This window comes from Moorena sp. SIOASIH (assembly GCF_010671925.1).
Taxonomy (GTDB): Bacteria; Cyanobacteriota; Cyanobacteriia; order Cyanobacteriales; family Coleofasciculaceae; genus Moorena.
In genome coordinates this window covers 965,660-991,928 of sequence record NZ_JAAHIH010000004.1, presented here as the reverse complement: position 1 = coordinate 991,928, position 26,269 = coordinate 965,660, and the positions used below count along the sequence as shown (strand labels likewise).

The 26,269-nt window shown below is 42.2% G+C and carries 19 protein-coding genes and 2 pseudogenes; 12 read left to right on the top strand and 9 right to left on the bottom strand.

All coding sequences use genetic code 11. The features are described 5' to 3' along the window. Positions 1-542 precede the first annotated feature (542 nt). Complete coding sequence (locus F6J90_RS25645; protein ID WP_293099912.1) at positions 543-1,076, bottom strand: DUF2808 domain-containing protein; 534 nt, start codon at positions 1,074-1,076, stop codon at positions 543-545. A gap of 1,130 nt (positions 1,077-2,206) precedes the next feature. On the opposite strand from F6J90_RS25645, the gene pntA reads away from it, so the two are divergent. From pntA to F6J90_RS25620, 5 genes are all read left to right on the top strand, one after another. Further along, positions 2,207-3,832, top strand: coding sequence for a Re/Si-specific NAD(P)(+) transhydrogenase subunit alpha (gene pntA / locus F6J90_RS25640; RefSeq protein ID WP_366513851.1), 1,626 nt, complete (start codon positions 2,207-2,209; stop codon positions 3,830-3,832). A 220-nt stretch (positions 3,833-4,052) separates the two neighbouring features. Next, the gene (locus tag F6J90_RS25635) at positions 4,053-4,187 is read left to right on the top strand and encodes a hypothetical protein (RefSeq protein WP_293099909.1); all 135 of its coding nucleotides are present in this window, start codon (positions 4,053-4,055) and stop codon (positions 4,185-4,187) included. 270 nt (positions 4,188-4,457) lie between these two features. Next, entirely contained in the window at positions 4,458-5,921 is a 1,464-nt protein-coding gene (gene pntB / locus F6J90_RS25630) for a Re/Si-specific NAD(P)(+) transhydrogenase subunit beta (RefSeq protein WP_366513887.1), read from the top strand. Between the two features lie 214 nt (positions 5,922-6,135). After that, positions 6,136-6,954, top strand: coding sequence for a tetratricopeptide repeat protein (locus F6J90_RS25625; RefSeq protein ID WP_293099904.1), 819 nt, complete (start codon positions 6,136-6,138; stop codon positions 6,952-6,954). Positions 6,955-7,230: 276 nt separating this feature from the next. After that, positions 7,231-7,356 carry a hypothetical protein gene (locus F6J90_RS25620; protein WP_293099902.1) on the top strand — a complete coding sequence of 42 codons (126 nt, stop codon included), beginning with the start codon at positions 7,231-7,233 and terminating at the stop codon, positions 7,354-7,356. A 116-nt stretch (positions 7,357-7,472) separates the two neighbouring features. Here F6J90_RS25620 and F6J90_RS25615 read toward each other — a convergent pair whose 3' ends face one another. Both F6J90_RS25615 and F6J90_RS25610 read right to left on the bottom strand, forming a co-directional pair. Further along, positions 7,473-9,005 (bottom strand): serine/threonine-protein kinase, encoded by a 1,533-nt coding sequence (locus F6J90_RS25615; RefSeq protein ID WP_293099899.1) that lies wholly within the window; start codon positions 9,003-9,005, stop codon positions 7,473-7,475. A gap of 219 nt (positions 9,006-9,224) precedes the next feature. Beyond that, positions 9,225-9,671 (bottom strand): hypothetical protein, encoded by a 447-nt coding sequence (locus F6J90_RS25610; protein WP_293099897.1) that lies wholly within the window; start codon positions 9,669-9,671, stop codon positions 9,225-9,227. A gap of 267 nt (positions 9,672-9,938) precedes the next feature. Here F6J90_RS25610 and F6J90_RS25605 point away from each other — a divergent pair, with 267 nt between their 5' ends. Next, a complete protein-coding gene (locus F6J90_RS25605; RefSeq protein ID WP_293099895.1) occupies positions 9,939-10,163 on the top strand; it encodes a hypothetical protein in 225 nt (74 codons plus the stop codon). On the opposite strand, the pseudogene F6J90_RS25600 reads toward F6J90_RS25605, so the two are convergent. From F6J90_RS25600 to F6J90_RS25585, 4 genes and pseudogenes are all read right to left on the bottom strand, one after another. Continuing rightward, positions 10,155-11,084 (bottom strand): annotated as a pseudogene (locus F6J90_RS25600) (anhydro-N-acetylmuramic acid kinase); the annotation flags it as partial. The gene F6J90_RS25605 and the pseudogene F6J90_RS25600 sit on opposite strands and share 9 nt — an antisense overlap. 339 nt (positions 11,085-11,423) lie before the next feature. Beyond that, positions 11,424-11,732: pseudogene (locus F6J90_RS25595) on the bottom strand (anhydro-N-acetylmuramic acid kinase); the annotation flags it as partial. Between the two features lie 484 nt (positions 11,733-12,216). Next, complete coding sequence (locus F6J90_RS25590) at positions 12,217-12,528, bottom strand: hypothetical protein (protein WP_293099892.1); 312 nt, start codon at positions 12,526-12,528, stop codon at positions 12,217-12,219. Next, positions 12,528-13,667: an amidohydrolase family protein gene (locus tag F6J90_RS25585; RefSeq protein WP_293099890.1), complete on the bottom strand. Its 1,140-nt coding sequence runs from the start codon at positions 13,665-13,667 to the stop codon at positions 12,528-12,530. The genes F6J90_RS25590 and F6J90_RS25585 overlap by 1 nt, the downstream gene beginning before the upstream one ends. 267 nt (positions 13,668-13,934) lie before the next feature. On the opposite strand from F6J90_RS25585, the gene F6J90_RS25580 reads away from it, so the two are divergent. After that, positions 13,935-14,714: a tetratricopeptide repeat protein gene (locus tag F6J90_RS25580; protein ID WP_293099887.1), complete on the top strand. Its 780-nt coding sequence runs from the start codon at positions 13,935-13,937 to the stop codon at positions 14,712-14,714. On the opposite strand, the gene F6J90_RS25575 is transcribed toward F6J90_RS25580, so the two are convergent. Beyond that, positions 14,692-15,006, bottom strand: coding sequence for a hypothetical protein (locus F6J90_RS25575; RefSeq protein WP_293099885.1), 315 nt, complete (start codon positions 15,004-15,006; stop codon positions 14,692-14,694). The genes F6J90_RS25580 and F6J90_RS25575 overlap by 23 nt on opposite strands. Before the next feature lie 72 nt (positions 15,007-15,078). On the opposite strand from F6J90_RS25575, the gene F6J90_RS25570 reads away from it, so the two are divergent. Then, positions 15,079-16,425, top strand: coding sequence for a transposase (locus F6J90_RS25570; protein WP_293099882.1), 1,347 nt, complete (start codon positions 15,079-15,081; stop codon positions 16,423-16,425). Between the two features lie 167 nt (positions 16,426-16,592). On the opposite strand, the gene F6J90_RS25565 is transcribed toward F6J90_RS25570, so the two are convergent. After that, positions 16,593-16,805 (bottom strand): hypothetical protein, encoded by a 213-nt coding sequence (locus F6J90_RS25565; protein WP_293099879.1) that lies wholly within the window; start codon positions 16,803-16,805, stop codon positions 16,593-16,595. A 1,059-nt stretch (positions 16,806-17,864) separates the two neighbouring features. Between F6J90_RS25565 and F6J90_RS25560 the strand changes: the two genes are divergently transcribed. The 4 genes from F6J90_RS25560 (at position 17,865) to F6J90_RS25545 (ending at position 26,183) form a co-directional block, all read left to right on the top strand. Further along, the gene (locus F6J90_RS25560) at positions 17,865-19,910 is read left to right on the top strand and encodes a hypothetical protein (RefSeq protein WP_293099877.1); all 2,046 of its coding nucleotides are present in this window, start codon (positions 17,865-17,867) and stop codon (positions 19,908-19,910) included. Between the two features lie 51 nt (positions 19,911-19,961). Beyond that, positions 19,962-20,444 (top strand): hypothetical protein, encoded by a 483-nt coding sequence (locus F6J90_RS25555; RefSeq protein ID WP_293099874.1) that lies wholly within the window; start codon positions 19,962-19,964, stop codon positions 20,442-20,444. 77 nt (positions 20,445-20,521) lie between these two features. Continuing rightward, positions 20,522-23,026 (top strand): Hsp70 family protein, encoded by a 2,505-nt coding sequence (locus tag F6J90_RS25550; protein WP_293099871.1) that lies wholly within the window; start codon positions 20,522-20,524, stop codon positions 23,024-23,026. A gap of 178 nt (positions 23,027-23,204) precedes the next feature. Then, positions 23,205-26,183, top strand: coding sequence for a hypothetical protein (locus F6J90_RS25545; RefSeq protein WP_293099868.1), 2,979 nt, complete (start codon positions 23,205-23,207; stop codon positions 26,181-26,183). Positions 26,184-26,269: the final 86 nt, after the last annotated feature.

Here is a 26,269-nt window from a genome sequence, read left to right as displayed (position 1 = left end):
AATTACCAGGCTTTAACGAAGAGTCGTCTTTAAGTGCTCAATCACTATGTTAAAGAATCAACAGAAAAAACCAAGTAAGCACAACTTCCCAGTTTGGCAAATTACCTTACCGCTCTGTGGAGTCCTGATCTTTGCTATAGGAGCTATCACCACAATCTATATGATCAACGGTCGGTACCTTTTTCACCTAAAGGCTACTCCCAAGGGACTCGAAATATTCACTGATGTAGACAAAAGGGAAATCACAAACAAATCAAAAACAAATCAAATTAGCACAAGCGATCAATAGACTTCGCTAGTTTTTCTGGGAGGTCTAATCAATAAGGGGGTATGGCAGGTGTAGTGAGGAGGAGAGTGGGAATAAGCTGTCACCGATTTAAATTCTGAATGGGGGCGCTTTGGGGAGATGGGGAGAGGCTATGACGGGGTGACGGTTACCCTACACCGGAAAACCAACACTCTTTCCCCTACTCCCTACTCCCTACTCCCTGCTCCCTAAAACCTAGGACGATTTATCTCACCCAATTCAGAACTACAATAGATTAACGACCAATACTAACAATCCAAGTACCGAGATAACGGGGTAGTGGAATATCACCAGGGGTTAAGACATAACAAACGAAGTAATAAGTACCCCCATCAGGGTTTTTGACATTGGAAAATACTAATTCCACATTTTCATTGGCTGGAACTGCCTCTTCCATGTAAATCTGAACGCTATAATTTTCTTTGTCCCAGACTACTTCAGAGACCGGGAGGGATTTACCGTCAACGCGCACCTCAATTTTGTCCACGTCGAACTTACCATCGTAGTAATCTGGATAAGAAATAGAAAACTGAGCGACTCCCAATTCCATTTTCTTCTTGGGAATCCTCAAGCGGTAACGATCCCAGTAATTGGGGGCACCGTTGAAATCTAGGTGATATCTCAGGATATTTTCCCGCTTAACACCACTCCAGAGTACCAATCCGGGATTACTCTGGGCTAAGCTCCGAACCGATAGCCCGGTCAAGACACAACCAGCTAATGCGATCGCGGAAATCAGACGTTTGATGGAAGATTGTGTGGATAGCATAAATCTAATGCTGCTGACTTGAGCTGACAGTTAACAGTTATTTGTTTTTTTACTGTACTACTTATATATATATACGCAAAAATATACGCAATATATATACGCAATATATCCCTAATACGTAAGCATTCAGCGGTCAGCGGTCAGCGGTCAGCGGTCAGTGGTCAGTGGTCAGCGGTCAGCGGTCAGTGGTCAGCCGTCAGCTTATTTGATTCAAAGTAGCTTGGCCTACAGCCAATGGCTGATAGCTGATAGCTGATGGCTGATAGCTGATAGCTGAATGCTTACCCTCATACCAATTTCAAAACACTATCGCTACACTTTAATCACCTATAACACTTTATTACACCATTACCATCATCATCTATAGTCAGTGACGGAATCGATCTGACTAGTAAAGATTACCTACGAGAACTGAGTGGAACAGCACAATTCCTAAAACAAGTTAAAAATAATCCTCTCTTCTGGAAGATCACCATAGAATCCAAACAGAGATCGGGTTATGGGGACACATGTCTTTGAACAGTCAGAGAAATTTATATAGAGAAATTGATGCCAGCAGTTCAAATTCAGCAAGAGGCCATGCCTGGTGTTGGATACCACGACAAGTAGCATACAAGGACAAGTAGCACAGATGGGAAGCCAGTCAGCTGATCAGACGATTAAGGCTGGGAGGTTTTCCTCTCAAGAGCGAGTCAATCACCAACCCTTAAGGGCATTGGCGGTGTCAGGGGGCAAACTGATCCCGTTCTAGTTGAACTTGGGAATCCTTTCAACAGGGTGAACATCCCCAGCAGCAAGAAGCTACCAGTTGCTAAAAACCACTCGAAATCAAAAGAAATAGAACGATAGATTGTCAACAAGGGACAACATTTTGAAAACAAGTTGTTACCTGATTCTATTTACCGAAAATAGTTAGGGAAAACAGTTATTATTGCCAGTTTTCCTGATTCTTGTTGTCCTCACCTAAGGAGTATGTGTCACCCATGACTAAAAGCTATGTTAGGAAATACGGTGGCCTTAGCCCCTGAAAGTGGCTGGTCTGGACATCCTTTGCCTGATGCCTCTAGACCCACTGTAGTCATCAACGAATTTTCCGTCGTTATTTCATTTAGACAACTGAAGGAGAGTCAATGACCCTAGCCATTCCCAAAGAGGCTGAAACGTTAGATTTACAGCCAACCAAAACTCGCATGAAGGTTGGTATCCCGAAAGAAATTTACCCAGGTGAATGCCGGGTAGCTGCTACACCGGATACAGCAAAGGTGCTCCAGAAACTTGGCTTTGATGTGCTAATTGAATCCGGAGCAGGAGAGGCAGCTAATTTTCCTGACCATGCTTACGAACAAGCAGAATGCCAAATCATCCCTGATGCGAATAGCCTTTGGTCAGAGGCAGATATTGTTCTAAAAGTGCGTCCCCCTCAGATGCATCCCACTCTAAACAAACATGAGTCTGAGTTGCTATCGGAAAATGGCACTTTAATCAGCTTTATCTGGCCAGCCCAAAACCAAGAACTGCTGGAACAACTGTCAAGCCGTAAGGCTACAGTGTTGGCTATGGATGCGGTACCTCGCATCACTAGGGCCCAAAAGATGGATGCCCTCAGTTCTATGGCCAATATTGCTGGTTACCGGGCTGTGATTGAGGCAGCCAATAACTTTGGTCGCTTCTTTACTGGGCAAATTACTGCAGCGGGGAAAGTTCCCCCAGCTAAAGTGTTGGTGATTGGTGCTGGGGTAGCTGGACTAGCTGCTATTGGTACCGCTAAAGGTCTGGGTGCTGTTGTGCGCGCCTTCGATACCCGCCCCGTGGTTAAGGAACAAGTGGAGAGCATGGGGGGAGAGTTTCTGGAACTGGACTTCAAAGAAGACGGTACAGGATCTGGGGGCTATGCCAAGGTGATGAGTAAAGAGTTCATCGAGGCGGAGATGGCATTGTTCGCCGCACAGGCTAAAGAAGTGGACATCATCATCACCACTGCCCTGATCCCCGGTAAAAAAGCGCCGCTACTGATCACTGAGGAAATGGTAGCGAGTATGAAAGAAGGCTCAGTGGTTGTCGATATGGCAGCTGAGCAAGGGGGCAACTGTGAGGTGAGCAAAGCCAATGAGGTCTACAAATACAAAGGTGTGACCATCATTGGATTAACTGACCTACCCAGCCGTATGGCAACTCAATCTAGCCAACTCTATGGCACCAACCTTTGTCATCTCCTCAAGGACATGGGTGGTAGTGAAAATTACCGTGTCGATATGGAGGATGAAGTGGTTCGGGGAGCCTTAGTGCTAAACGCTGGGGATGTAACCTGGCCCCCACCCAAGCGGCCTACACCTCCAGCACCTCCCAAACCGGCACCGGAACCCCAGACTGCGGCAACTCAAGAGCAGTCTGTGCCAGAGACCAAGAAATCAAAGAGTATCATGGGCTTGCTCTGGCCAGTGTTAGTGGGACTCGCCCTAATTGGCTTGGGAATCGGAGCACCACCTTCTTTCCTCTCCCACTTCACGGTATTTATCCTGGCCTGCTTCGTAGGCTGGCAAGTGATCTGGAACGTAAAACCAGCCCTGCACACCCCCTTGATGAGTGTTACTAATGCCATTAGCGGCATCATCATCATTGGTGGAATGCTGCAAATTTCCGGCGCAGCTACCTCACCCACTACCATTCTGGGTGCGATCGCAATTTTAGTTGGAACCATCAACATCTCCGGTGGCTTCCTAGTCACCCAACGCATGCTCAAGATGTTTCAGAAATAGGTTAGACCCTTGAAGGTTTGAAGGTTGAAGGTTTGAAGGTTGAAGGTTTGAAGGTTTGAAGGTTGAAGGTTGAAGGTTTGAAGGTTGAAGGTTGAAGGTTTGAAGGTTGAAGGTTGAAGGTTGAAGGTTGAAGGTTTGAAGGTTGAAGGTTTGAAGGTTGAAGGTTACAGGTTGAAGGTTACAGGTTGAAGGTTACAGGTTGAAGGTTACAGGTTATCTTATGAACCTTGGCCAAAAGGCCACGCTAAGCGAACAACCAAACCACCCACCCTACACCGAACGCCAAAGGCGAACAACCAAACCACTTTCAACCTTCAACCAACTAACCTTCAACCTTCAACCTTCAACCAACTAACCTTCAACCAACTAACCTTCAACATTCAACCAACTAACCTTCAACCAACTAACCTTCAACCAACTAACCTTCAACATTCAACCAACTAACCTTCAACCAACTAACCTTCAACCAACTAACCTTCAACATTCAACCAACTAACATTCAACCAACTAACCTTCAACCAACTAACCTTCAACCAACTAACCTTCAACATTCAACCAACTAACCTTGGCCTTTCGGCCACGCTACGCGAACAACCAAGTTGAACACCATAAAACTAAGGAGACTATGTCAAATAATCTGTTGACAGTTGCCTATATTGCAGCTAGTGCTTTATTTATTCTCAGCCTGGGGGGATTGTCTAACCAGGAAAGCGCCCGTAAAGGCAATATTTACGGCATTCTTGGGATGCTGATTGCTTTTGTTGCCACTGCCCTAAGTAGCAATGTAACCGCATACCTCACTCTGGGAGGGATGATTCTACCAGGAGTGATAATTGGTGCGATCGTGGCATCTCGGGTAGCCATGACCTCCATGCCAGAACTGGTAGCAATTCTCCATAGTTTTGTCGGTCTTGCAGCTGTACTGGTGGGTATTGCCAATTACCTGCAAGCGGAGGAATCTCTAACGGGTGCAGAAGTAACTATTCACCAGTTAGAAATTTATATTGGTGTGTTCATTGCGGCAATTACCTTCACCGGTTCAGTGATAGCCTTTGGGAAACTACGAGCTATCATCAGCAGCAAACCCCTAATGTTGCCAGCACGCCACGTACTCAATCTGGCTATGCTTGGGGCTGTGATCGGGCTGGGTTACCAGTTCATGACAGCAGAGGGGACAGCTGGTCTGCAACCCCTGTTGATTATGGCTGCGATCGCATCAGTTTTAGGCATCCACCTAGTAGCTGCGATTGGGGGTGCTGATATGCCAGTGGTCATCTCCATGCTCAATAGTTATTCCGGATGGGCGGCTGCTGCTGCAGGCTTTATGCTGTCCAATGACCTACTGATAATCACTGGTGCGCTAGTAGGTAGTAGTGGTGCTATCCTCAGCTACATCATGTGCCGAGCCATGAACCGCTCCTTCATCAGCGTGATTTTAGGTGGCTTCGGCGAAGGTGCAGGAACTACAGCTAAAGCGAAAGCTGGTGATCAGCCCGAAGGTCAAGTCACCGAGACCACAGTAGAAGATACCGTAGAGCTGCTACAAGGGGCCAAGAGTGTTATGATTGTTCCCGGTTACGGCATGGCAGTAGCTCAGGCTCAGCATCCGGTGTCCGATATTACCAAGATTTTGAGGGATGCCGGTATCAATGTTCGCTTTGGCATTCATCCAGTTGCTGGACGACTACCAGGACACATGAACGTGCTGCTGGCTGAAGCAAATGTGCCTTATGATATCGTTCTAGAAATGGATGAGATTAACGAGGATTTCCCAGAAACCGATGTAGTACTCGTGATTGGTGCTAATGATACCGTTAACCCTAGTGCCATGGAAGACCCCAGTAGCCCAATTGCTGGCATGCCAGTCTTAGAGGTTTGGAAAGCTGGTACAGTTGTGGTGATGAAACGGGGAATGTCCAGTGGCTATGCTGGCGTTGGCAATCCCCTGTTCTTCAAAGAAAACACCAATATGCTCTTCGGTGATGCCAAGACTAACGTTAGCGCTATCCTAGGCAAGCTCGTAGAATCTAGCCGGGACAGTGCAGCATCCAGCTCAGGAAAAGTCTTAGCTACATCCTCTGCGGGCTGAGTAAGGGTTAGAGGGGAATGACACCCTGGTTAAGGCTCAAACCTTGACTTAATGTCGAGGGTGGGGGAAGTTAGGAGTGTGGAAAGGGGATATTTTCTGGTAGAAATTCCCTGCTATTTTCCCCTCCTTCTTCTTCCTATTCCCTATATTCGTAAGCATTAGCTGAATGCTTACATTTTATCTTTCATTTCACAGGATAACGGAAATAATTGATATGGGTTTTTCTGTAGACGTTACTAGCAGCAACTACGCCACTGAAGTTTTAGAAAAGTCTTTTGAGAAGCCTGTATTAGTAGACTTCTTTGCTACCTGGTGTGGCCCCTGTCAACTGCTCAAACCAACCTTAGAGAAACTAGCTAAAGAATATGACTTTGTTTTAGCAAAAGTTGATATTGACCGCAACCAAGACTTAGCGAACAACTTGAAAATTGAGGGAGTACCCGATGTCAGAATTGTCACCAAAGGTGATATGATTCCTGGCTTTGTAGGGGTTTTACCAGAGATTCAGTTGCGGGAAATGTTGGCTAGGTTAAATCTGAAGTCTGAGCTAGACATTGGACTAGAAGAAGCTCGGGTTGCCATGGCAACTGAGGATATATCCCGAGCCAAACAGCTGTTTGAGCAGCTAATTGCCAAGTATCCAGAAAATCAAAGTTTAGTCATTGAAGCAGCCAATTTTTTGGTTAATATTAATCAGGAAGAAGAGGCAACCACACTGTTAGAAACCATTGGATACAATGATCGAGAATACTTCCCCAGAGCTCAGGCAATCAGAGCCTTGATTCAGTTTAAGCAACAGGCGAATCCTATTGGAGAAAGTGAATTAGATCAGTTATTTGCTCAGGCATCTCGGTTAGTTGTAGAGGGAGACTATGAAGCAGCACTCAACATATTTTTAGAAATTGTCAGTAAACATCGTAACTATAGAGATGATGGTGCAAGAAAATCCATGATTGCGGTGTTTGATGTGCTCGGTAATGACCATCCCCTGACGAAAAAGTATCAGCGGGAGTTGATGCTATCCCTATATTAGTTTTGGCTAAGGGTTTAATAGGCAAAATCGAAAATAAGAATGCTCTTCCGTAATTGTTATGCTAAATAAACAGTCTGTAATAGGGAACAGGGAATAGGGAATAGGGAACAGTGGTAAGAGGCTGTATTCAGTAACTTTTGTTAGTTGAATAGCATAATTTTCCTGTCTTGATGCAGTCGCTCATAGGGGAAACCACGGCAGTCGCTCATGGCGCATGGGTCTGTGTGCGGAACCTGCGTCCGCACCGCTGTTTGCCCCGTGGAACGGCAGTCGCTCATGGGGGAAACCACGGCAGTTGCTCATGGGGGGAACCCCCAAGACCGCACTGCCTCCCCAAGACCGCGCTGCCTCCCCAAGACCGCGCTGCCTTCCCAAGACCGCGCTGCATCGCTTGTACAGTAAGCTTTATGAGTTTTTTTAACTGGAACTTTAGCATAAAAGGTACTGAAGAACCAATAAAAAAAATAAATCTCTTATCAAGTAACAAGTTACCAGTAACTTGTTGCATGTAACTTGTTTTAACCTGAAATATCAGTAGGGTAATCTGTATGAGCAGCTTCTAACTTCATCAAAATCTTTGGCTTCAGCTTTTCAAACTCTTGCTTAAGTATGCGTTTGCTCAACATTGCTTGATGAGTTGAGTTTATTGTCTTAGACGAATTCCCCCAATCAATGAATAGCTGGCGTTGGGCAGGAGCAATGGTTGAGGTCATTACATTAGCACAGTATTCTGGTTGTGATTTGGCAAAAAACAAAATACGGTAATATCCAGTATCTCCCAAAAGTCTGATTATGTTCTGACCCTGATTTGTTTTGAGGTCTAAGTAGCAAGGAAGCCAACAAGCACCGTGGTAGCGATTATGCACTGCGGTAATCCATAGCACCATTGGATGAGGTACCATCACATACAAGAATTGGTTGTAGCGTGTACTAACCTGACGGTTATCAATCTCTTCTTTAGTAAGCATCACCCAGAGGGTAGGAAAGGTTGTGCTAGTGGTACGAATTATCTTAGGAAAGACAATAGATGCTTTAGGCTTGTCATCGGGCCAGGAGGTTTGCCGACAAATATCATTCCCTGATACGGGAAGTATTTGTGTTGGCTTACTCAGAGGCTTCTCGGATAGTATTGTTTGAATCCGATGACCCAGATAGCGACCGCGATCATGACCTTCGTTTAATGAATCCAATGCTCGTAGGATAATCCCGACATTTTGAGGACGATCACATACCTCTTTCGCTATACAGGTCATGATTAGGTTCTCTAGGGACTTCGGCAGCTTTAGCTTGGGGTTAATCGATGCAAAGGATTTAGGTGGGCTGAAGTGATGAGCTTTGTACCAACTACCAAAGGAATGATCTTCTGGAAGAATGGGCATGTGACCAGTTAACATCTCAAACATCATCACCCCGAGACTATAGATATCAGAGCGTTTATCCAGTTCCTTTCCCTCCATTTGTTCCGGTGAACAATAGGCTAGGGTACCCATAAAAGAATGGGTTTGAGAACCATCAAACTGAAGAAGCTTAGCAATGCCAAAGTCAAGGATTTTGATCAGTTCACCGAAGGAGGAATCTTCGACAACGAGAATGTTACTGGGTTTAATATCGCGATGCACAATTGGAGTGAGTGTGCCTTTAAATACAATGCCTTGGTGAGCACATTGTAATCCCAGACAAATTTGGCGGGTAATATGCAAAAATCGGGGTAAGGATAGGGTTTTAGTGTGAATTATTTCGCTTAAATTTCCCCCTGCCAAGTATTCCATGACGTAGAAGGAAATATCGTTTTCATCTATGCCATAGTCCCTAACTCGCACGATGTGATTGCTTTTCTCACCAAGCAAAGCGCAAATCGTTGCTTCCCGCTCAAAGCGATCGCGCATTTTTTGGTTCAATAATGTATGGGAGAGAAACTTGACAGCAACCGTTACACCTCCCAATAGCATATCTTTGGCTTGATACACTTGACCCATAGCACCTTTGCCGATCAACTTGACCAGTTGATAGCGATTGGCGAGTAGACGACCTTTGTTAGGGTCTGTGATCATAAGTTCTTTGGTGAGATCTGGAAAGTAACGTGTTCATGAATCATTAGTCACTAGTCATCGGTCATTGGTCTTTTGCAAATACCAGGAGACTTAATGTGGATCACAAAGGACTAAGGACTAAAGACTAAGGAGAAAACTGACTAAGGACTAAGGAAGATGAACTAAATAGCAAGGTCACAGGTGTACTGCTTTTAAAACTCCCTTTATTCCAGAATACTTCTATTTTTGCTGACGTTCCAAAGTTGCTTCCATTGTGCTACTGAGATAATGACCTGCCATAATGCTACTGGAGAGATAGTATATATTTTCATTACGTTGATACCGGGTTTCAAAACCACTGCGTCGTTGGCGATCCCCTAATACCCAATACCGTTGCACAATGGATTCTGGAGCCACCCAGCCTTCTCCCTCGACACGACCTAGGAGGCTGTGCTGTAAGACAAAGGTATACTTCTGCTCCCCAGTATCGAGACGCCCTAGATACTGGCAAGAGATATCCTCCCGTTCACTATTGGGAAAAACCAGTTTTGTGACCATGGTAAACCAGTTTTCCCGACTCCAGGTAACCATCGTCCCACCTCTGACTACAATTAATTTTCCATTGCGTTCCAGCCAATTGCCCCGAAGTCTCCAGCGTCCTGCCTCCAATAAAAAGGTGTGAGCCACGGTGTTACTCTTTATCTGTTACTGAATATTACCCTCTCATCGTTCCCCACTCATTCTAGCTGCTATACCTAAGGTTGTGGGGTTTACCCCCTCAGGTTATCCCATTGGCAAACTTCCACGAGTAGCACAACTCCTAGGGAGCAACAGACAAACTAGTTGAACTCTCCCCCAGACTCACCCACGGGGGATTCTAAGCTGATATGGCAACAGCAGCTTATTAACTGCATTTGACAACCCTTACGATCCCTGTCTTGATGCAAAGCGCGAGTGGGGGAAACCACGGCAGTCGCTCATGGTGGAAACCACGGCAGTTGCTGGGGGAACGGCAGTCGCTCATGGGGGAAACCACGGCAGTTGCTCATGGGGGGAACCCCCAAGACCGCACTGCCTCCCCAAGACCGCGCTGCCTCCCCAAGACCGCACTGCCTCCCCAAGACCGCGCTGCCTCCCCGTGAGGCCACTGCATCGCTAAAATACCCAGTTTTAGGATGATGGGTGTTGCGATCTCGGAGAATAGAGGTTTCCTAGACATACAGCCTCTGAAGCACCGGTTACTTGAGGCAGATTTCCCGGAATACCCAGGTTACGCCAATGAGCCAAAACAGCAAATGCGATCGCTTCTTTAAAATCCCGACTTAACCCAACCTGGTCAGTGGTTAATACTGGCACCGAATCTAGTCTAATTTGCAGCCGTTGCTTCAAGTATAAATTGCTTGCCCCTCCACCACACAAGAGTACTTGATCTGGCATTTGAGGCAAGAAGTTGCGATAGCTCTCAACAATAGAGGCAACAGTGAGTTCTGTGAGTGTTGCCAGGAAATCAGCAGGAGCAAGGTTATAGGCTTCACTTTCTACCAAACACTGCTTGAGATAATCTAGACTAAACAACTCTCGTCCGGTAGATTTTGGTGGCGGTATCTTGAAGAACTCTTGAGCAAGCCACTGTTCGACCAGAGCCTCACAGGGAGTGCCACTCGCTGCCCACTCTCCATTGTAATCATAGGTTTTTCTACCGTTGGTAAAATACTCGACAGCCAAATCTAACAGGGCATTCCCCGGACCAGTATCCCAGCCATATACCTGATCCAACCAGTTCCCTTCACTAACTGGCAAGTAAGTAACATTACTAATACCACCAATATTTTGGATACATCGGTTATGGGTAGATGACCGGAGCAAACAGGCATCTATCTTAGGAACCAGAGGCGCACCTTCTCCCCCAGCAGCAATGTCAGCCACACGGAAATTGCTGATGGTCTTGATACCGGTAATCTCAGCAATCACCTCTCCCCGTCCCAGTTGAAGGCTATATCCCAGAGTCGTTACAGGTTGAAGGTTAGCAGGTTGAAGGTTAGCAGGTTGAAGGTTAGTAGGTTGAAGGTTAGCAGGTTGAAGGTTATCAGGTTGAAGGTTAGTTTCCGTTGCAGGTTCAAGGTTAGCAGGTTGAAGGTTAGCAGGTTGAAGGTTAGCAGGTTGAAGGTTATCAGGTTGAAGGTTATCAGGTTGAAGGTTAGCAGGTTGAAGGTTAGCAGGTTGAAGGTTATCAGGTTGAAGGTTAGTTTCCGTTGCAGGTTGAAGGTTATCAGGTTGTTCGCCTTTGGCGTTCGAGTAAGCTAGATTAGCAGGTTGCAGCTTGTCTGGAAAACCTTGGCCTTTCGGCCACGCTTCGCGAACAACATTCAACCGGCCAACTTTCAACTCGGATGAACCTTGGCCTTGCGGCCACGCTACGCGAACACCTTTCACCCCTAATGGTCGATGGTATACTGTTTGACCATGGGAGCCAATTAAGTCAGCGGGGGGATGACCACTCCCAATTGCCAATGCTGCTTGGGCAAATTGAAATGCGATCGCATCATCCAATGCTGCCAATTCTGCCATGGATAGGGGAGTTCCAGCACAGACGGCTAGAATTTTCTCCCTGAGTTCAGTGGGGTAGCCATAGGTAGCACCAGCCAGTAGCTCAATCTTTAAATCTAAGTCTGAGCCAGAAATCTCTACTAGTGCAGCATCGATGCCATCTACAGATGTACCGCTCATTAAGCCAATTACACGGGTCATCTTAAAATTGTGTTGGGTTAAGGTAAGCTAAAAGTACCAATCTAGGATAGATACTGCCACTTATGGGTAACGGATGTAACGGATAGGAGGAGAGGGAAAATAAAAACAGGTTTATTTTTAGCCTTATGTTAGCTACTGACTAGTAATTAATGTTTAGTTAGTCTATCGCTAACTATTTATTGTTCATTTCTAATATTACCACCTAACAATAACAAAACCCCTAAGACTTTAAGCGCAGGAATCAAAATAAGTTGCTAATAACTTTAGCTGAGCTATTTTAAGATTTGGGTAATCGTTGGATTTTGGCAGAAAGTCCAGCAAAAAAACCCTAAGCCCGAAGGAACGGCTCAGGGTGGTAATTAAATTTCATCTACTTCTTTTAACTCCAACATTCCTGCCACTGTATCCGGAAAACAGAAACTCAAATAATGTAAGCATTCAGCCGTCAGCTTTCAGCTTTCAGCGGTCAGCGATTAGCGCTACCTTACAGGGTCGAAGCCTGTGCCACGCTACTGTTCGCGCAGCACCTCAAGTAGCGCAATCGGTGCTTTTGAATGAAAGAGGTAACCATTGGTTTAATCTCAGTTCCCTGGCCTTTCGGCCACGCTACTTGAGGTGCCCGAGCCAGGAATTCATAGTCTTTGGCTTTGAGTCCGTTGAGATCGTCAGCCAAATAGCTTGTTTTAAGCTGACGGCTGACGACTGATAGCTGAATGCTTACCCAATAATCCTTTTCCTCTTCCTGTCCTACCCTGCACCGAAGCGCTAGGGTGTCTATGGGCTTTTGCAGTTTCATCAAGAACCATAAGAACCATTAGCCCTATAAAGCACACGAGCATTATCACACAAAATTCCCATAGCAACCGACTCCGCCTCCTTAGCAGTCAAATCCCCATCCTGAATCGCTCCCTCCAAAACCTGTGCCAATACTATCCGTGCCCACTTGGCTCCCAAGTAATATAATTCCGGGATATTGTGAGCATCAGAAGAATACATCAGTTTACTGGTTGGGACAAATTCCAATAACTGCTGCACCACGCTACGCATCCCAGCTACACTTAAAAAAGGCACCGCTAACCCGAAATCTAAATAGACCTGAGGATAGACGGCTGCTAGATAACCGGCTTCTTGGGTATAGGGATAAGACCCATGCAGCAGGACAATCGGAGCGTTACGGAAGCGTTGGTTTTCCAAAAGCGAACGCATATAAACTGGATTAGCCAGCGGCAAGTCTAAATCTGGGTCACCAAACCCTGTATGAAACTGCACAGGTAGTCCATGTTTAGCCGCCATCTCTAGCGCTTGGGTAATCAAGAAATCAATTAAAGGCTTATCTACCAGCCGCAGGGGTTTTCCCCTCAAGACTTCTTGCTTGAAGGCATCAAAACGTTCCTTAGCTACCTCCTCTGGTATCAGTTGGATATCCAAACCTGTACGATAAGCAGCAATACTCTTGAAGCCTACCACTTCTGGTGGTGGTGGGTCAATGTTGTAGCGGAAACGGTCTAGGAAGGTAGCAAAGTCATCTATCTCACGGATTAGATTTTCTGCTAGATATTCCAAACGAAGGATGTGCTTTACTGGCAGAAATTGTTCATGCCATTCTCTAGGAAGAATCTCATTTGGCAGAAAACCATCATCTAAGAAAATTGCTTCTAGTTGAGATGATTGAAAACACTGCTGGGTTAGTTTTTTTAATCCCAATGTCTGGCGACGTTCAAGAATTGCCTCTTCCTCTGGTTCACACTCTAAGAGTTGGGAAATATCCCGAAGGCTTCGTTTGTAGAAAAGGGTGTGACGGGCATGATGATTAATGATATCAGGGTCATAGGCTTCACTGAAGAAGGCAGGATAGGGATAATTAGCAGCAGCTTCAGGAGTTAGGAGGTTGTGAGCGTGTTGGTCAATAGCGGTGATAGTCCAGAGGTTAATCATTTTACATTAATGATTTCACAGTATTAGATGCTACAGATAATTGTATGGTAGTTAGGGTAAGAGGATTTTTATTGAACCACGAAGGCACAAACTACCCGAAGAAGTCTAGGGCGTGTTTGGAGGATTGGTAGCGATCGCTTTCCTTGGTGTTGGGGTAAAACATTTCGATGGTGATACCTGTAACTGTGTCTTTGGCAGGATTGCTGGGAATATTATGAGTGTAACCCCTAATTTTAAGTCAACTATAATACTCCTTAACCACCAAAGATGAAAAATTTACCGTTTCAAGTAGTAGTATCTCTAGCTACTTTGATCACGACAAGTATGGCTAGTGCTAATGCTCAAAGTGTCGTTGCTCAGATGGATTTTGACCGCCGTAACCCCTCGACAGAGAAAGTTGCTGCACAAGGGAGAATGATCAATCAGTTGTGGCAACAAGCCAGTCAGTTACGAGGAATTGGTAAGTATAGTGAAGAGATAACGATACTAGAGCAGATTGTAAAACTTCAGCCAGACTCTTTCTTAGCTTGGTATTGGCGAGGGGATACCTTGAGTAGCTTGGGCCAGTACGAAGCCGCGATCGCTTCCTATGATCAAGCGATTAAAATTAAGCCCAATTACCTTTTAGCGTGGTTTGAAAAAGGCAACGCTTTCCATAAACTCAAACGATACGATGCGGTGATTACGGCCTGGAAGCAAGCACTTTCAATTCAAGCCACATCAGAATTTGAACAGCAGTTGGTACAGACAATTATTCCCCAAAAAATTGCCAGTGTGCTGCTTTATGATTTGAAACGCTATTCTGAGGCGATCGCATTCTACAACCAAGTACTGGAAGTGGATGCCAAAGCTGCTTCAATTTGGATTGACCGAGGCACAGCTTTTTATCAACTCGGTCGATATGAAAAAGCAATCACCGATTGTGACAAGGCGATTCAACTTGATGCTCAAAACTCTTTGGCTTGGAAACAGCGAGGATTTGCCCTTTATCGCATCGGTCGCTACGAACATGCGATCGCTTCCTTTAAAAAAGTAGGGGGAGTTTGAGGGGGCGAAATTCTCCCACCTGGCCAAAGGCCACGCTACGCGAACGTTCAGGTGGGGGATGGATAGCCCCTTGGCCTTTGGCCACGCTACGCGAACAAATACCAGAGACTTGTTTTCTAACCCAACTCTCTATATATTCTCCAACGCTTACCCCGGAGTCTTTAGCTGCTAACTGCAACCACTTCCAAGTCGTATCTGTAAGCCAAATTCCATGCTGTCTTTTTAGTTCGTCATAATGAGCAGGTGCTCCCCTCATTCTTTTCTGAGGTTTTTTCCTTTTTGTGTTTGACATTTTTATTTACCATCAACTATACTAAAAATATAGCAAGCAAAGAACGCAGAATTCAAGGAGGTGATTCCACTTATGGCGACTCTCAGGCAAACGTTCCGTTTATATCCCAACAAAACAGCTACGTCAAAAATGTTTTACGCAAGGAAACTGCACCAGTTGCTTTACAACGCCGGGATAGCCGATCGTCGTTATGAGTGGAAAGCAAACAAAAAGTCTATAGGATATCTGGATCAACAGAATTGCTTACCTGACTTCAAAAAGTGCTGGCCGGAATATAGTGAATTGTATAGCACTTCTTTGCAGGCCACTCTGAAGAGAGTAGATTTAGCTTATAATCGCTTTTTTCAAGGGTTAGGTGGAATTCCAAAATATAAGCCAAGCCGAAAATACTCTGGATGGACTTATCCCAGTAAAGCTGGCTGGAAGGCTAACACTGATGGAAAAAATGGTACCTTAACGCTAAACGACCTTGGTCTCACTATAAAGATGCGTGGGCAGGCCAAGTTTTGGGGGACACCAACAACTCTCACGATTACGTACAAACCTAATATAAACGCCTGGTATGCTTCAATAACCGTCAAGACAGAAACCCCTGACCCTAAATACGGTTCAGAATCTAACTTAGCGTACGAGAAAATCGTAGCTTATGACCTGGGGACTGAGACAGCTATTACAGCTTTCAATGGCAGTGAATTCGAGGAGATAGCCAACCAGCGTTTTAGTAAAACTCTAGAACCTAAGGCAAAGGCAGCTGGCAAGGAAAAGCGTAGGAAACAAGCTCCTAATTTCAAGAAAGGCATAAAAGCGTCTAAGCGTTGGAAAAAGGCGAACAAAAAAGAATACCAGTTAAAGAGAAAAGTTGGATTAGCGCGCAGAGATTGGCAACACAAAGTTACGTCAGACCTATCTAGTCGTTATGACATCGGCGTAACCGAAAAACTGAATACAAAAGGGATGACCCGAAAAGCTAAAAAAGGGTCACAAAGAAAGAAACAAAAAGCTGGATTGAACAAAGCCATTTTAGATGTAGGGTTCGGCACTCTTAATAAAATGCTGACCTACAAAATTGAACTCAAAGGTGGAATTGTCCTTCAATTGCCGACTAGACAATTAAAACCATCTCAGCGTTGTCCAGAGTGTGGAAAAGTTCACAAAAGTTGGGCTGAACTGTCGAATAGATACCACGTTTGTGACGCTTGCGAGTTTGAGTTTGATAGGGACAAAACAAGCACAATGGTAATGTTCAATGCGGCTAATGGAAAACAGCCGGGGTACGGAATTGACCTCGACAAACGTGGATTTTCTAGCTCTACTTCAAAGGCCAGTAAACATACTGGATCTATGAAGCAACTAGGGAAGATGAAGCGTCAAAAATCACGTTCTAAGGACGGGTCTGCTGACACCCCGTCCTGGCCGTAGGCCACGCCAAAGGCGAACGATCAGGACGGGGTAGTTCATAAAAGCAGCAAAATACAAGCCTGACGATGTGGAAGTCGCTGGATTACTGACAGTGTTACAAACTTCAGGAGAATCTCAAGGGCAGTTACAAACTTCACAGCAGAGACTGGTTGCGGTTCGCACTGAGATCAGTACGGCTGAAGAAAAACTCCTTCTCCTTCGTAGTCAAACTCAGACAGCAACAGCACAGCTTGAATCTTCTCAAGTAAAAGTGCTTGACACTCCCCACGGCCCTTATGCCGGGGGATTCTTGGTTCAACGTTCGCGTAGCGTGGCCTAGCCCCAGGGAGTAAAAAGAAGCAAAGCTGCTGTTGCGTAGTGTGCTGAATAATTTTCAACACCTAGAAGACCCCCTTCTAGAAAGTCATTATTTCATAGATTGAGCCAGGACTGTTCTACCCGAATAACAAGTTTTCTTTATTACAAAAGTTACATTTTGTAGTGTAATGTGCTGTGTTGAGGCATTTGTTGAAACAGAGCTTGATGAGCAGACAATTGCCTAATTAATCAATTAATTAATTTTCCTTGGGTTATCCGACATCAGGTAGCCCCACCCTCCAAGGCTTGGAACTAGTGAACGTGACACAAGGAGGAGTTTGTAACATTGCTTAATATCCTGTGTCTAGTTCTATAGCAGTCCTAAATGATTCGTGAAATATATTGGCCAAAGCAAACGCTATAACCCTTGCCCAGCAACGATTCCAATTTTTGCTAATTTTACAAATGATTTAGGATTGCTATACTCCAAGGATGGGGTAAATGAATTAAGTAGAAATGATATTGACTAGAAAATATATTGTATGCTATACTCCCAATGGGCTTGAAAAAATATAAGCTAAAATTTTTTTCAGGGTAAGCGCATCTTATTTTTAAATGCCTACTGGATATGATATTCAAGCGATAAGTTTTTATAATTATTAGTTTTGAAATATCTGTTAGGTGGCCTTTACGTTGGCAAATTAAATTCGCCAGGGGTAGCACCTCTTGGTGCAGTTGCTCATGGGGAAAACCCCCATGACACCACTGCATTGCTTCTGAGAAAAGCTTCTAAAAAGATGGGTTTGCCCTGAATTTTTTTTGACTAAATGGCATTGTTTGTGGGAGCAGGTCAATTTTGTAAGAACACTTGAATTACAGTGTTTTCGGGGCTTCAATAGTAGTTATGAGTTATTTTAGTACATTTGTTCTGCGAATTTGACATCCTCCCTTGTTTGTTACATGGGAGTTGAATTTAATTAAACTCCACCTAGATCGTTTATTTGTAATTCAGCCTAGTAGTTTACTACAAAAAGTCTGACAGGTTAATTATTTCTATAACCCTTAGATAATACGAGTCAGTTTAGATATAAATTACTTGTCAAAACGTCTATGGTAAAGTACTAGGTTCAAGTGCTTAAAGGATGCTGATAACTCTACCACTTTTACTAATGCTGCTTGTCACCATAGCTCTAGGCAGCAAGATCTTTTTTGAGAGAAAATATGAGCAATGGTGGAAAGCGCTTCCTCGCCATGAGAAATGGTTATACATTAGGCAAGGAAAGCTACCTTCCTTAATAGAATTTGTTAAAAGTGACTTGGGAAAGCCACCGGAACCCGAACAGATTCTAGAAGATGCTCAATATGAGTCAATCTTTTTACGCCTCTTAGAAGGTGTATCCACTGGATGGCAGAAAGCTGAGATTGAAGATTTCTTTGCTAAACAGCCAGTAAGTATTGATCAGTCTACATTTCAGTCGTGGCTACGCAAGTTTTGTCGTCAGCTTATAAAAGCACCTCAACGAAACGTTGAAGTTGCTCAGCGCATGATTAGCTTTGGGGAGATTGGGGATTGGCAGCTTGGAAAAATCTCTAAGGAGTTTGGTGAAAAAATTCTAATTGCATCCAGGCGAGATACAGTAGTTGTATATGTTAATCCCTTTACACTACTTGGCTTGGATCCTGAAGAATACAATACTGTAGAAGATATATCTGCTACTACAATTCGCTCAAAGAAGAAAAGGTTTTTAATAAAGCTAGAGATTAATGATAATCAGTTTGAATTGAAAGAAGGCTTTAAGATCAAGCAGGCAGAAGCATATTTAGAGGATCTTCGAGATGAGCAGAAGAAAAAATTCCACTTTATAATATTTAAGGACAAAAAGCTACATGACTTTCTCACTTTCGGAGATTTTAGTTTTTTTGAGCAATATGTTCATCAACCTGATTACCAGAATGAAGAATTCCGGGAATTCATAGGAAAATGGTTTGCTCGACAGTATGGGAATAAACTTGATGAAGCGATACGCTTTAAGGATTTAGGTTCAATTAAGAGTTTGTTCTTAATAGAACTCTTAGTTCTTCCAAAGCATTATCAAATCTGTTTTGGTCGATCTTATGAATTTTTAGAAAGCTGCTGTAATGCTCTGAAGGAGATTGCTGATTTTGGGATAGATGCTAAACACTTTGATGAAAAAGAGCTTTTGGCTAAGATTCAAGAAGTCGTGGATATTGAGTTAGTAAATTCAATGACTCATCCTTCCTTTTTGATGGCTAAAGATCAGCTAGCTGAATCTATTATTAAAATAGGAGTTGAAATATTTTGCTTGCCAACAGATAAAGATATTGACGATGATTTTTTTGTGGAATATTCTCTTAAAGTTATTGAATTAGCATCTCAATTAAATGTCTCAAAAAATGCCAAAAATATGGTTAAAGAGATTAAAGAAAAAATTCTTGATCAGAAGCGCAAAAATAAAGAACGTAAGCTAAATTTAAATCTTTATTTTAATGCTTCTCATCCTCTTGAAATTACAGATGATTACATTCGATATGGAAGAACAGTCTGGGTTGTAGAAAGTGTTGAAGCTATTAAGTTAGCTCATATTGGATACAACTCGAAACTTCGTAGTTGTTCTTTTTTGAATAATCAGGGACAAGAAATTTCCTTTAGACTGATGATGGATGATCTAAACTATGAATATGAATTAACAAAAGAACTAGATTTTTCCTTAAGAAAGATTATGGCTCATATTAAAGCAAAAATTATGGTAGAAATTAATACAGAAAGAGTTGTAGAAATTGGTAATTGTTGTTTATCTAGTCAAAAAATTTATTTTAAAGACTCCACCTTTTCCTGTAGTTACAACGATTTGAAGCTAATTAGTTCAGATGTTGATTCTAATTTAGTGATCACTACATGGAAAAAATATGAAGATATTTTGAGAGAAAACAAGGAAAAACTTAATTATTACATTACCGTTAAGCGCAAGTTGATCTATGAAGCACTGAGTCTCGAACAGAAGGAAAAAGAAATAGATGATTATATTTTACCTAGAATCCTATGGGGAGAAATTAGTCTTAAAGATAGAGGAACATTAATCGATACTGAGAAGGAATGGAATGGTGTACTGATTAGGGATGTGTTGAATTTTCAGGAATTGATGATTACTGGAAAAATGTCAAGATAAGTTTTACTAAAAATTAAAAGGGTTCAATAAACTATTGCAGTCTACTCTACCATGGAAAATAAATTAATTACCGAACAACTTAATCCGGATTTTTCTTCAGCCTTGTATCAAGTATTTGAAATTGAGAAAAAGCTTAAAAAGCTGACGACAGAACATACAATTCACAGAAATGTAGACAAGCTCAAAGACTACTTTCAATCCTTGGGATGGTTTTATGAAATTCCCAAAGGAACCTATAATGAAACCCGGACTGACTGTGATGCTCATATCTCTAGTGATTCCCCTGAAGAATTGGTAATTTCTGAGGTGATCAAGCCAACGATTCGATACCGGGAGAATGAATCCTCTCCATCACGTATTGTTCGTCGAGCAACTGTTATTGTGGAATCTAAAGGTATCCAAGAAGAAGCTAGCGAAACAATTACCGAAAAACCTAGCATGATTACCTCAAATATCAAGATTTGTAAATTTATTAAAGAACAGTTTTCTCGTATTAAATTAATCTTTAAAGGAAATAATGTTAGCTCTAACTAATTTTATAGGATTTGTATATCAATGGAAAACACTATTTCATAATTAAGCATTGTTAATAAATTCAAGGAGATTACCTGATGGCACAAACAATCAATATTGGGATTGACCTGGGCACTACAAATTCTGCAATTGCTAAGTTTTCTCAAGGAAAAGTAGATGTATTTTCTAATCCCACAGTTCACGGAAAGAGAACACTACCATCCGTTGTGGGATTCAAGAAAAATAAAATATTCGTTGGAGATAAGGCAAAAGAGTATTGGAAAAAATCTCCTAAGAATGTGGTTGCTTTCTTCAAACGTAAGATGGGAACTGATGAAGAGTTTCTGATTGAGGATCTCCAAGGGTCTAAAACACCCGTTGATCTATCTGCTGAAGTTCTAAAGGAATTAAAGACGTTCGTTAGAACTGGAGAAGTAGTTGATTCAGCAGTGATTACTGTACCGGCTTCTTTTGATACCAATCAGTCTCAGGCTACAGAGAATGCTGCTCATCAGGCTGGAATTCAGCAAGTGTTTTTGCTTCAGGAACCTATTGCTGCCAGCATAGCCTATGCCAATCAGGAGAAAGGAGTGGAGTTTGATGAGCAAAAATGGCTAGTTTATGACTTGGGGGGTGGAACCTTTGATGTTGCCCTTCTGGAGGTTGGTGATGAAGAAATGATAGTTCTTGGTAACAAAGGTAATAACTTTTTAGGGGGAGCTGATTTTGACAACATTATTGTTGATTACATTTTGATTCCTTCTATAGAAAAGGAGTTGGGTATCAGTGGTTTGTTAGGTGACTTGAAGAGCCAAAGCAGTAAGTATAATGCTCTTTACTTCAAACTTTTGCTGAAAGCGGAAGAAGCTAAGATTGCCCTCTCTTCCATGGAATCTTACGACCTAGAGATTGAGGAAATTGAAGACGATAAGGGTGAAGAGCATGATCTGGAATTAACAATTACACGCTCTCAGTTTGAAGAGTTAATCCAGCCTAAGATTGATGAGACCATTGCTTTAATTAAATCATTGCTACAGAGCAAGTCTCTGAGTTCATCGGATCTCAAGTTTGTATTGATGGTGGGGGGATCTACTTACATCCCCTATGTGCGTCAACGCCTAGAAGAATCATTACAGATACCGGTAAATTTAGATGTTGATCCTACAACGGTTGTAGCAGAGGGAGCTGCATTGTTTGCTGCAACTAAACCGAGAAAGATAGAGGAAAATTCATCAAAGCCTTCTCCCAGTGGATTAACACTAAGGATGGAATACCCCCATGTGTCTCGTGATTTGGAGGAGTTTCTTGAAGCAAGAGTAGAAGGGGCTTTAGAGGGTCTTTATTACCGAATTTTGAGAACCGATGGAGGTTTTGATTCCGGGCTGAAACCCCTACAACGAGAGATTGAAGAAGACTTACCTCTGGTTGAGCAAGAGCAGAATATCTTTGAATTCAAGATTTTTGATAGTCATGGTAATGCAGTTCCTATTGATAACAACACGATTCAAATTTATCAAGGGATAACCACTGTTAGGGGACAAACCCTACCCCATGATATTTGTATTGAGATTGAGGATGATAATTCTAAACAGACACGGTGTCAAGCTATTCTCAGGGAAAATAGCACTCTTCCCCAAAAACAGGACTATGAGGTGCAAGTGTCCAGGTTGGTGCGCCATGGCACAGATGATGAAATCCGAATCAATATCCTAGAGGGACCAGAAGATACATTACCTCAAGCCAATCAAACCATTGGCTATTTAGTCTTAAAGGGCACTCGGTTTAGCAGGGATATTCCAGCAGGAACTACGATTGAGATCACAATTGAAATGTCTGAGTCTCGGACGTTAAAGCTGTCTGTTTATATTCCCTTGGTTGATCAGGAATTTAAGAAAGTGTTTGAGCCGAAGCAGCGTAGTGTCTCCTTAAACCAACTGAAGTCCGAAGTCCAGAATTTGTCTTCTAAAATTTCCAGTGAAATTGTGGAGGCTCAAAACAGGAATGAACAGGTTGTGGTGCAAGAACTCAAGGAAAAACGGGAGCAGGTTCATGAAATTAGCGCTAAGCTGCTAACCGTCAAGGCGGACGATGTGACGGATATACGCTATCAGTTAGAAGATGACAAGCGAAAGGTAGCCCAAGAGGTGGATAGCTTGACTCGTGATAAGTATATTTCTGCTGCAATTCAGCAGTATCAGGAGGCAAAGGCATTTTGCTCCCGTACTATTGAGGACAGTGGCTCTGAGGCTGATAAACGAACCTTGAATCAACTGCTGCAACAAGAGGAAGGGGTGCTGAAGTCTGGCAGTGTATCTAGGATTAATGCTACGACTGAGCAATTGAATCAACTGGGTGTGACGGCACAGATGAAAAGCCCGACGTTCCATCTTAGTCTGTTTGCACACTTAGTGGATCAGACAGAAGATTTTGTTGATCCTGCTGAGGCTATAAAACTGTTGAATTTGGGAGCTAAGTATTTTGAAAGTCGTAATGTTAAGAAGTTAGAGGAGGTTAACTGGGCATTGCTCAATCTTCTGCCTCCTGATAAGAAGAGTAAAGTGACTGGAATGAGTGGAGGTACAAATATTCGGAAGTCGCTTTAAGCAATCCCAGCCTCAGCCAAATTAAAGCGGTTTGCACTTCAGTTAGGTACAAATTTATGGGTTTGTAGGTAACAGGGGAAACAATCCTGTATACCTGATAGTTATGCAAACCGCCGTATTACTTTAAACAATCAAGTTGCAATACTGGATAATTTGAAATCTAATAATGTTTTAAATCATGAATAAAAAAAACAGAGATGAAAGTGTGATTGACACAAAAATAAGCGAGAACTGGGATGATGATTTTATTACTGGGCTTGATGAGAGAAAAAAAACATATGATAACATCAAAGAAACAGGTGAAAAAGTTTATCAAATTATAACAGATGATAAAATACTACCAGACAATAAAACTATTAAAAAACTCAGAAAAAAGATAGAAAAAATAGAGGACGAAATAACAGGCAACACAACTGTAAAAAAAATAAAAAAGGTTGTACCTATACTTGAGAAAAGTGTCGGTTCTTTTGTTGATTTTGTAAAACTCGCTGTTGCTGATAATGATAATGAAACATGTGTAGCAATCTTAGGAAAAGGTATTGGTTCAGTAGTTACAGGGGGATCAAGATTCTGTGGACTAGGTTCACTCTTCTGCTCATATATTGGTAATTATGGAGCTGATAAGGCTACATCCTATATCTGCGATCAACTTTACCCTTTACCAAAATTAGATAACTATCGTAAAAATGCGATCTCATCGTATCCAACGATTGATGTCCGAGATCCTGCCATAACGTTTATGGGATTATCAAGAGAAGTTGCTCATGAATATTTAGATCAATGTACTGTTCCATATAAAGGAACTGATGGATTTTGTGGAATAGCAGAAGATGGAACAAAAGTGCTCCTTTCTCTTAAGGAATATTCATCTTACATGCTAATCACTTTAAGACCAAATGGAGATTTAAAAGTAGAAAAACCTTACACATCTAACACTAAACGTTTTGGCATATTTTGTGCTGATGGTTCTATTAGTATTAAAGATGAAATAGAAGAGTATGAATTGAAAAAATCAAACATACCAGAATTTTATGTTAAGGATTATTATAATAAATTTAAAATAAGAAGTGATCGAGTTTATTCGAAAAAAAATATACGCGGAGTCACCATTAAAACTTTTTACAAACCAAGTTTATACAATTCTCAATCAGGGATAAAACCTGCTAAAATCACAAAATATAGTTATCATAAAGATGGCATAGACTATGATGAAACAATCGCCTTTGATTCAGATCAAAATCGGATATCTATTTCCAAACAAGAACACAAAAATCAAAAACTTTTAAAACATGATGAATTCATAAAAACAAAAGAGTCAAATCAAATTATATATCATGACATTATCAAATCTGAAGAGAAGGTCATAAGCGAATATATCGACAATTTAGTAACTCCACATTTGAGGAATATTGAAACTTCATTCGAGCCTTTATACCATAACGATTCACAAGAGAGCTGTTCTAGCATAAATCAAGGGTATCATCAAGATATTAAAACTGATCATGTGCATACTCAGCCACAAAACAGAGAAAATAAGCATAATAATACCTATGGCCCTTATTTAGAATATCAAAACATTAATAATTTAGAAAATGAACAAACTCCTGTCAACAATCAAGAAAACCAACAAACACCCATCGTTCCCCAAGACCTAGAGAAATCTTCTGACAAACAATCTTCCGACACAACCAATCCCGCTACTGCTGATGTCTCCGTTGCTAATTTAGAAGAAATTACCACAGAAAATATTATCTCCCCAAACTCTGAGCAACTGGCAGATAGTCAAACAGCCAAATGGGAGATTCGACATATTATTAAGAATGGAAAGCTTGTAGAAGCTAAAGTAGACATCGATAGTGAAGAGATTCTAGAGATTCTTGATCATACAGATCCAACAACTCCAAACTCAGTTACGCCAGCACTACAGGTTAACTCAACTCCAACAACAGAGTCAGACACAACTGAAAAGAATCAAATCCCAGAACCAGGAACCACTCTAGAAACGCCATACAAAATAATGCCGAATGGACGTTTGGTTGAAGTGACTACTGATACCAGAGATAACATCCAAGCAGAAGGAGAAATTGTCAATGCCATAGACCAAGATACCCCAAGCCCAATTGATTATCGAGGACAAGATGTAGCCGTTGATGAGTTTATATCAATCCCTTTCTCAGATTTTAATTCTTCACTTACCAATTCATATCCATCAGAAAATCAATCACAAAGCCAAGAGCCTGTAGAACAGCAGGCGGATCAAGCAGTCGAGCCAGACTATTCCTACAAAATACTACCCAATGGTCTTCTTATTCCAAATGTACCTGATCTTCCAGATGTATCTGATACCAATGACGAGAGCCAAACTGAGCAGATAGTAGATAGTTCTTATTCTGATTCTGAAGTGAATGGTAATTTTCTTTCTCTAAATACAGAAATACAAGATCATACAAGTCCACTGGATCATAATTTTACCCAAGATGGATTGAGTAGTTTGTCATCCTCAATGGAGATAGAATCTGAACCAAAACCTGAAACTTCCTTCCCCTTAGATAATTCATCCCTGACACAAGAGACTTCTACAAACTCAAGCCACTACCATACACAGTCACCAATTGATGTTGATGCTGCTTGGGATGAAATTCTGGCAAAACTTGAATCAGCTCTAGAAGTCCCACCACCGAGTTCAGAGGTAAATTGGGAACACTCTGACCCATTTGCAGCCATCTTGAATTCTTCTGATCAATATGATGACCCATCAGCTGATCCCCTAGCTCAGGCACTTAACGAATTAAACTTTGATCACTCAAGTGGGATTGAGCAACCACCTTTCGCAACCGTAGAAGATAACTCATCCTTTAACGATCCCAATGATCCCCTTGAGGCACTGATTAATGAATCTTTTGAACGGGTTGAAGAAAGAATTAAACAAGAAGAGCAAGCAGCTTCTGGCTCAGGATTTTCTCCCAGTGACCCCTATGACTCCAATTTTGATGAACATATTCCAGTTTCGACTGGCTATGAAACTTCCACTTACGAAACTCCAACCTATGATGAACCGACGAGTTATGAATCCAGCTATGATTACGGAAATTATAATGATTCCTATGATTCTTATGATTCTTATGATTCCTATGATTCCTATGATAACTATTCGTGACTCTATTGATGATTTACTTTTTTAAAAGTTTAAGTTTAAATTCAATAGATAAAACGATAAAAGTTTAGTAATTCTTTTAAGTGCTT

Coding starts and splice junctions, on each gene's coding strand:
- F6J90_RS25555 (WP_293099874.1), top strand. CDS start 19,962: ATGGAAAATAAATTAATTACCGAACAACTTAATCCGGATTTTTCTTCA.
- F6J90_RS25590 (WP_293099892.1), bottom strand. CDS start 12,528: ATGAAACTGCAAAAGCCCATAGACACCCTAGCGCTTCGGTGCAGGGTA.
- F6J90_RS25545 (WP_293099868.1), top strand. CDS start 23,205: ATGAATAAAAAAAACAGAGATGAAAGTGTGATTGACACAAAAATAAGC.
- F6J90_RS25585 (WP_293099890.1), bottom strand. CDS start 13,667: ATGATTAACCTCTGGACTATCACCGCTATTGACCAACACGCTCACAAC.
- pntA (WP_366513851.1), top strand. CDS start 2,207: ATGACCCTAGCCATTCCCAAAGAGGCTGAAACGTTAGATTTACAGCCA.
- F6J90_RS25635 (WP_293099909.1), top strand. CDS start 4,053: ATGAACCTTGGCCAAAAGGCCACGCTAAGCGAACAACCAAACCACCCA.
- F6J90_RS25580 (WP_293099887.1), top strand. CDS start 13,935: ATGAAAAATTTACCGTTTCAAGTAGTAGTATCTCTAGCTACTTTGATC.
- F6J90_RS25570 (WP_293099882.1), top strand. CDS start 15,079: ATGGCGACTCTCAGGCAAACGTTCCGTTTATATCCCAACAAAACAGCT.
- F6J90_RS25615 (WP_293099899.1), bottom strand. CDS start 9,005: ATGATCACAGACCCTAACAAAGGTCGTCTACTCGCCAATCGCTATCAA.
- F6J90_RS25550 (WP_293099871.1), top strand. CDS start 20,522: ATGGCACAAACAATCAATATTGGGATTGACCTGGGCACTACAAATTCT.
- F6J90_RS25560 (WP_293099877.1), top strand. CDS start 17,865: ATGCTGATAACTCTACCACTTTTACTAATGCTGCTTGTCACCATAGCT.
- F6J90_RS25625 (WP_293099904.1), top strand. CDS start 6,136: ATGGGTTTTTCTGTAGACGTTACTAGCAGCAACTACGCCACTGAAGTT.
- pntB (WP_366513887.1), top strand. CDS start 4,458: ATGTCAAATAATCTGTTGACAGTTGCCTATATTGCAGCTAGTGCTTTA.
- F6J90_RS25620 (WP_293099902.1), top strand. CDS start 7,231: ATGGGGGAAACCACGGCAGTTGCTCATGGGGGGAACCCCCAAGACCGC.
- F6J90_RS25645 (WP_293099912.1), bottom strand. CDS start 1,076: ATGCTATCCACACAATCTTCCATCAAACGTCTGATTTCCGCGATCGCA.
- F6J90_RS25575 (WP_293099885.1), bottom strand. CDS start 15,006: ATGTCAAACACAAAAAGGAAAAAACCTCAGAAAAGAATGAGGGGAGCA.